Genomic DNA, 6,944 nt, shown 5'->3' with positions numbered 1-6,944 from the left:
CACGCCTTGCCAGCCGCCTTCGGCGAACTGGCGGAAGGCTTCCCTGAAACCCGGCGTCGCGGTGACGACGCCATCTTTCCAGCTGCTCGGATTGCGATCGCCTTCGACGTTCAGCGGCGCCAGCACTTCGCCGCACAGTTTCGCCGACTCTTCGAGCACGGCCTGGGCCGTGTCGAGGTTCGCGTCCTCGAAGCCTGGCAGCATCGCGATATCTTCGAGACCGGCCAGCTCTTTCATCACGAACAGCATGTCCTTGATGGGCGCCATGTAGCTCATTTCAGTTCTCCTCCTGTCTTGATGAAAAAAGGGCGCTGGACTCGATCGGTCCTGCGCCCTTCATGTGCTGCCAGACGCCTTTTATTCGGCGTTGCGGCGCTACGGCGATTAGCCGAGCGCGCTAACCAGCTCCGGCACGAGCGTGAACAGATCACCTACCAGACCATAATCGGCGACGCTGAAAATCGGCGCTTCCGGATCCTTGTTGATCGCGACGATCACCTTCGAGTCCTTCATCCCGGCCAGATGCTGGATCGCACCCGAGATGCCGACGGCCACGTACAGTTGCGGCGCGACGATCTTGCCGGTCTGGCCGACCTGATAGTCGTTCGGCACGAAGCCCGCGTCCACCGCTGCACGCGAGGCGCCCAGTGCCGCGTTCAGCTTGTCGGCCAGCGGCTCCAGCACCTTCGTGTAGTTCTCGCCATTGCCCAGACCGCGGCCACCCGAGACGATGATCTTCGCCGACGTCAGTTCCGGACGGTCCAGCTTCGTCACTTCACGGCTGACGAACTGCGAGAGGCCCGCGTCCGCTGCGGCTTCGATCTTCTCGACCGCTGCGCTGCCGCCAACAGCTGCGACCGCGTCGAAGCCGGTCGTGCGCACCGTGATGACCTTGACCGGATCAGCCGATTGCACGATGGCGATCGCGTTACCTGCGTAGATCGGGCGCTCGAACGTATCGGGCGAATCCACTGCGGTGATGTCGCTGATCTGCGCGACGTCGAGTTTCGCGGCGATACGCGGCGCGATGTTCTTGCCGTACGCGGTCGCCGGAGCCAGAATATGCGAGTAGTCCTTCGCAATGTTCATCACCGTCGCTTCGACGTTTTCCGCGAGGCCCGCTTCGAGTTGCGGCGCATCGGCCAGCAACACCTTCGACACACCTGCGATCTTCGCAGCCGCATCGGCTGCGGCCTGCGCGTTGTGACCCGCGACCAGCACGTGAATATCACCGCCAATCTTCTGCGCCGCTGCAATCGTGTTCAGCGTCGCAGCCTTGATCGACGCGTTGTCGTGTTCTGCAATTACAAGATTCGTCATTTGTTCCGTCTCCGCGTTCTACTTAGAGCACCTTGGCTTCGGTCTTCAGCTTCTCAACCAGCGTCTTCACATCCGGCACCATCACACCGGCGGAGCGCTTCGGCGGCTCAGCGACTTTCAGCGTCTTCAGGCGCGGCGTGACATCAACGCCGAGGTCTTCCGGCTTGATCGTTTCCAGCGGCTTTTTCTTCGCCTTCATGATGTTCGGCAGCGTCACGTAGCGCGGCTCGTTCAGGCGCAGATCGGTGGTGACCACGGCGGGCAGCGTCAGCGACAGCGTTTCAGCGCCACCATCCACTTCACGCGACACGGTCGCCTTGCCGTCGGCCACGACCACCTTCGACGCGAACGTCGCTTGCGGCAGGTTCGCCAGCGCGGCGAGCATCTGGCCGGTCTGGTTCGAATCGTCGTCGATGGCCTGCTTGCCGAGAATCACCAGCGACGGCTGTTCCTTGTCGACCAGCGCCTTCAGCAGCTTGGCCACCGCCAGCGGCTGCAACTCTTCGTTCGACTCGATCAGGATCGCGCGATCCGCGCCGATCGCCAGCGCCGTACGCAGCGTTTCCTGCGCTTGCGTGACGCCCGCCGACACGGCGATCACTTCCGTCGCCACGCCCGCTTCCTTCAGGCGCACGGCCTCTTCCACCGCGATTTCATCAAACGGATTCATCGACATCTTCACGTTCGCGATGTCGACTCCCGTGCCGTCCGATTTGACCCGGACTTTCACGTTGTAATCGACCACTCTCTTGACTGGCACCAGGATTTTCATGCACACGCTCCAAAGTTACGAATACGTCAACCCAACAAACATTATAGCGACTGCCCTCATGACAGCCTTGTCGTGGGCGCTTTACAGAAGGATATCGCTCCTCAGCGGCGTGACGGCAATATCGAACGATCGTTCTATTTTAATCTCGAAAAAACCCGGGTGACAACCCCGGGTTATAACTTACGTCCCTAATTTGCCATTGCCGTCTCGTTTTCCATGTCCAATGGCCATTGGCTCACCACGCGGTGATCACCGACCCGCCGAACTTGCTGTCGACAAACTGTTTCACTTCCGGCGAATGATACGCCGCGACCAGCTTGGCGACCCACGGCTTGTTCCGGTCGGCCTCGCGAATCGCGATGATGTTCACGTACGGACCTTTCGGGTCCTCGACTGCAATCGCGTCCTGCTTCGGCTTCAGACCGGCTTCCATCGCGAAGTTCGTGTTGATCGCGGCAACGTCCACGTCGTTCAACGAGCGCGGAATTTGTGCTGCGTCAAGTTCGACGATCTTCAGCTTCTTCGGGTTGTCGACGATGTCAAGCGGCGTCGCCTTCAGTCCCGCATCGGCGCGCAGCTTCAGCAGCCCCTGCTTCTGCAGCAGCAACAGGGCCCGGCCGCCATTGGTCGGATCGTTCGGCACCGCGATCTGCGCGCCCGGCTGCAGTTCGGCGAGCGTCTTCACCTTCTTCGAATAGATGCCCATCGGGTACGTGACCGTGTCCGCGATCCGGATCAGTTTGTAGCCGCGATCCTTCACCTGCGCCTGCAAGTACGGGTCGTGCTGATAGCTGTTCGCGTCCAGATCGCCGCCGGCGAGTGCCGCGTTCGGCTGCACGTAGTCGGAAAATTCGATGACCTTGATGTTCAGACCGTTCTTCGCCGCGACCGTCTTCACGACTTCCATGATTTGCGCATGCGGGCCACCGGTGACGCCGACCTTGATCGTGTCTTCGGCGTGGGCCGCGGTAGCGAACAGCGACGCGGCGCCAAACGCGGCGGCGAGCTTGAGAATGAAACGACGTTGCATGATGGACCTTTTCGAATCTACCGACTCTGTTAGCGGGTTCCGATGACCCGTGTTTATTTATGGCTCAAACGACGCACGAGCCAGTCCCCGAACGACTGCACCAACTGCACGAAGACGATCAGAATGACGACCACCGTCAGCATCACTTCCGGCAGGAAACGCTGATACCCGTAGCGAATGCCGAGGTCGCCCAGGCCGCCGCCGCCGATCGCGCCAGCCATTGCCGAATAGCCGACCAGCGACACGAAGGTGATCGTCAAACCGGCGACCACGCCCGGCAGCGATTCCGGCAGCAGCACCTTGAAGACGATCTGGCTGGTGGTCGCGCCCATGGCCTGCGCCGCTTCGATCAGCCCGCGATCGACTTCGCGCAGCGCGGTCTCGACCAGTCGCGCGATGAACGGCGCGGCGGCGATCGTCAGCGGCACGATAGCCGCCGCGGTCCCGATCGACGAACCCACCACGAGGCGCGTGAACGGAATCACCGCCACCAGCAGGATGATGAACGGCGTCGAGCGGACCGCATTGACGACCACGCCCATCACACGATTCACCCCGACGTTCTCCAGCACGCCCTGACGGTCCGTCAGATACAGCAACACGCCGAGCGGCAATCCCACCAACGCGCCGACCAGCCCGGAAATGCCTACCATTACGAGTGTTTCCCAGAACGACTGGACGAACATATCGAACATTTCACTCAACATGCGAGAGTTCCTCCACCACCACGCCCTGTTCACGCAGATACGTCAGCGCCTGCGCCACCTTCGCCGGTTCGCCGCCCGCGAGCACCGCGAGCGAGCCGAACGCCTGCCCCTGGATCTCGTCGATCTGGCCGTGCAGGATGTTGAAGTCGAGTTCGTAGCGGCGAATCGTTTCCGACAGAATCGGCTGATCGACGCCGGAGCCCGTGAACGCGAGCCGCAGCAGGTGGCCGCTGCCGGTCTTCAGGCGTTGCGCGACACGCGCCTTCATCGCCGGCGGCAGTTCCTGCGCGATCACGTCGCCGATCAGCGCGCGCGTGACCTCATGATGCGGTTGCAGGAACACGTCGATCACCTTGCCTTCTTCGACCACACGACCCGCATCCAGCACCGCGACGCGGTCGCAGACCTGCTTGATCACGTCCATCTGGTGCGTGATCAGCACGATCGTCAGGTTCAGTTCGCGGTTGATGCGCTTGAGCAGTTCGAGGATCGCCCGCGTGGTTTCGGGATCGAGCGCGGACGTCGCTTCGTCGGAGAGCAGCACTTTCGGCTTGCTCGCCAGCGCGCGCGCAATGCCGACGCGCTGCTTCTGTCCGCCGCTGATCTGCGCCGGATAGCGATCCTTCTGCGCCGACAGGCCGACCAGTTCGAGCAGCGGCAGCACGTTCGCTTCGATTTCGTCGCGCTTCATGCCGGCGAGTTCGAGCGGCAACGCGACGTTCTCGTACACGGTGCGCGACGACAGCAGGTTGAAGTGCTGGAAGATCATGCCGATCTCGCGGCGCGCCTCGCGCAATTGCGCGGCGGGCAGCGTGGTCAGATCGCGGCCGTTGACGACGATGTTGCCTTCAGACGGGCGGGTCAGCAGATTGAGGGTGCGCACGAGCGTACTCTTGCCCGCGCCGCTGCGGCCGATGATGCCAAACACCTCGCCCGCAGGAATCGACAGATTGACGTTGTGCAGCGCCTCGACCCAGCCCCGGGGCCCGGCGAACCGCTGGGAAATATTGCGTATTTCGATCATGGAAAAACGAAACGGCGGAGTCTGTCCGAGCGTTGTGCGCTCCCGACAAGCGGCCGCCGTTGCTTTTATTGGGATTTGAGCCTGTAATTCTACCGCAGCGCCGACATTCCCTTTAATAATCAATTCCGATCTTTTCATAACCTGCAAGCATTAGAGGCACGCGTGGTGCGAGATGCTCGCGCGCGGAGTGCCGCTGCGACTATGATCGGGCGAAACAAAATCAGGACGGGCCGTAGCCATGCAAACATCCCAAAGCAACCATGTGCGCTCCAGCGGGGGCGACCGGAACGCCAGCGCGCCGCAGCGCTCGTCGGTCACGACCGCCGACGGCGTGGAACTGCCGCTGTACCGCTGGCCGGCCATCGGGCCGATGCGCGCGACGGTCGCGCTGCTGCACGGACTGGCCGAGCACGCCGGCCGCTACGCCGCGCTGGCTGGCCGGCTGAACGCGGCCGGCGTCGAACTGGTTGCGATCGACTTGCGCGGCCACGGCGAGGCGCCCGGCAAGCGGGCCTATGTGAAGCGTTTCGACGACTATCTGCGCGACGCGCAGGCCTTGCTCGACGCCGCCGCGCAAAGCTGCGTCCCGCTCTTTCTGATGGGACACAGCATGGGCGGCACGGTGGCTGCACTGTATGCAATCGAGCGCCTCGACGCGACCGGCCGCCGGCTCAGTGGCCTGATCCTGTCGAGCCCGGCGCTCGCGCCAGGGCGCGACGTGCCGCGCTGGATGCTCAAGCTGAGCCAGGTAATCAGCCGCCTCTACCCGAGCTTCCCGGCAATGAAAATCGACGCCGCATTGCTATCGCGCCTTCAGCCGGTGGTGAACGCCAATCGCAACGATCCGCTCGTGCATCACGGCGCGATTCCCGCGCGCACCGGCGCGGAGCTGCTGCTGGCGATGGCGCGGATCGAACGTGGCCGGGCGAGCCTGCGCATGCCGCTGCTGGTGTATCACGGCACCGCCGACAAACTCACCGAGCCCGAAGGCAGCCGCGAATTCGGTCAGCACGCGGGCTCGCCGGACAAGACGCTGACGCTGCATGAGGGCAGCTATCACGAGACGATGAACGATCTCGACCGCGACCGGGTGATTGGGGCGCTGATCGACTGGATCGAAAAGCGGGTTGGCCGAGGCTGAACGCGTGACGCTGTTGTGAAGCGCGGTTCTTGTTCGCCCGCTTGCCCGCTGGCTGGCTCGCCCGAAGAAGGCTGGAACGCGATGCTCGACGAATGGCGGCAGCCCTTGCGACCGCCTAGCGCTTCCAGTCCGGCGCGCGTTTGTCAATGAACGCCTGTACGCCTTCGAGCGCCGAGTCGTCCATCATGTTGCAGGCCATCGTCTGGCCGGCGAGCTGGTAAGCCGCCTCGACACCCATTTCGAGCTGGCGATAGAAGAGACCCTTGCCGGCGCGCACGGCGTCGACGGGTTTCGCGCAGATGCTGGCGGCAAGTTGCGCAAGCTCCGCGTCGAGCGCATCGGCCGGGACCACGCGGTTCACGAGGCCCTGCTGCTTCGCTTCGGCGGCATCAATGAAGTCGCCGGTCAGCAGCATTTCAAGCGCCGCCTTGCGCGACAGGTTGCGTGACAGCGGCACCGAAGGCGTCGCGCAGAAGAGCCCCAGGTTCACGCCCGAGACCGCGAAACGCGCGGTCTCGGCCGCGACCGCCAGATCGCACATCGCCACCAGTTGACAGCCGGCCGCCGTCGCAATGCCCTGCACCCGCGCGATCACCGGTTGCGGCAGACGCTGGATCGTCATCATCAGCTTCGTGCAGCGGGCGAACAGCCGCTGATAGTACGCCAGCGACGGCGCCGCGCGCATTTCCTTCAGATCGTGGCCCGCGCAGAACGCACGCCCCGCGCCGGCAATCACGACCACGCGCGCATCCGACTGCCCAATCTCCGTCAGCGCGTTCTGCAGGTCGTCGAGCAAAGCTTCGGAGAGCGCGTTGAACGCGTCGGGCCGGTTCATCGTCAACAGCACGACGCCCGGCACCTGATACGCATCGTGTTCGATCTCGATCAGTGAAGCGCTGCGCGCGTCGGCGTTCATGGTTCGCTCCTCATTGCATTGCGTCGATGCAGCC

Annotated in this window: 7 protein-coding genes and 1 pseudogene; 1 reads left to right on the top strand and 7 read right to left on the bottom strand. The window is 63.3% G+C overall.

Going from position 1 to position 6,944, the window contains the following annotated elements:
• From HV744_RS19545 to HV744_RS19520, 6 genes and pseudogenes are all read right to left on the bottom strand, one after another.
• Nucleotides 1-276, bottom strand: a pseudogene (locus tag HV744_RS19545) (acyl-CoA dehydrogenase N-terminal domain-containing protein); the annotation flags it as partial.
• Nucleotides 277-384: 108 nt separating this feature from the next.
• Nucleotides 385-1,320, bottom strand: coding sequence for an electron transfer flavoprotein subunit alpha/FixB family protein (locus HV744_RS19540; RefSeq protein ID WP_175151099.1), 936 nt, complete (start codon nt 1,318-1,320; stop codon nt 385-387).
• Nucleotides 1,321-1,342: 22 nt separating this feature from the next.
• A complete protein-coding gene (locus HV744_RS19535; RefSeq protein WP_175151098.1) occupies nt 1,343-2,092 on the bottom strand; it encodes an electron transfer flavoprotein subunit beta/FixA family protein in 750 nt (249 codons plus the stop codon).
• 235 nt (nt 2,093-2,327) lie between these two features.
• Nucleotides 2,328-3,122, bottom strand: a complete 795-nt coding sequence (locus HV744_RS19530) for a MetQ/NlpA family ABC transporter substrate-binding protein (RefSeq protein ID WP_175151097.1) — start codon at nt 3,120-3,122, stop codon at nt 2,328-2,330.
• Nucleotides 3,123-3,175: 53 nt separating this feature from the next.
• On the bottom strand, nt 3,176-3,829 hold the full coding sequence (locus HV744_RS19525) for a methionine ABC transporter permease (protein WP_175151096.1): 654 nt from the start codon (nt 3,827-3,829) through the stop codon (nt 3,176-3,178).
• A complete protein-coding gene (locus HV744_RS19520) occupies nt 3,819-4,853 on the bottom strand; it encodes a methionine ABC transporter ATP-binding protein (RefSeq protein ID WP_175151095.1) in 1,035 nt (344 codons plus the stop codon). Before HV744_RS19520 ends, HV744_RS19525 begins: the two co-directional genes overlap by 11 nt.
• A 238-nt stretch (nt 4,854-5,091) precedes the next feature.
• Between HV744_RS19520 and HV744_RS19515 the strand changes: the two genes are divergently transcribed.
• Entirely contained in the window at nt 5,092-5,994 is a 903-nt protein-coding gene (locus tag HV744_RS19515) for an alpha/beta hydrolase (RefSeq protein ID WP_175151094.1), read from the top strand.
• Between the two features lie 115 nt (nt 5,995-6,109).
• Here the strand turns inward: HV744_RS19515 and HV744_RS19510 are convergent, their stop codons facing one another.
• Nucleotides 6,110-6,910: an enoyl-CoA hydratase gene (locus tag HV744_RS19510; protein WP_175151093.1), complete on the bottom strand. Its 801-nt coding sequence runs from the start codon at nt 6,908-6,910 to the stop codon at nt 6,110-6,112.
• Nucleotides 6,911-6,944 lie beyond the last annotated feature (34 nt).

The organism is Paraburkholderia ultramafica, from assembly GCF_902859915.1.
Taxonomy (GTDB): Bacteria; Pseudomonadota; Gammaproteobacteria; order Burkholderiales; family Burkholderiaceae; genus Paraburkholderia; species Paraburkholderia ultramafica.
The sequence above is the reverse complement of the archived record's forward strand: the minus strand, read 5'-3'. Positions and strand labels throughout refer to the sequence as shown.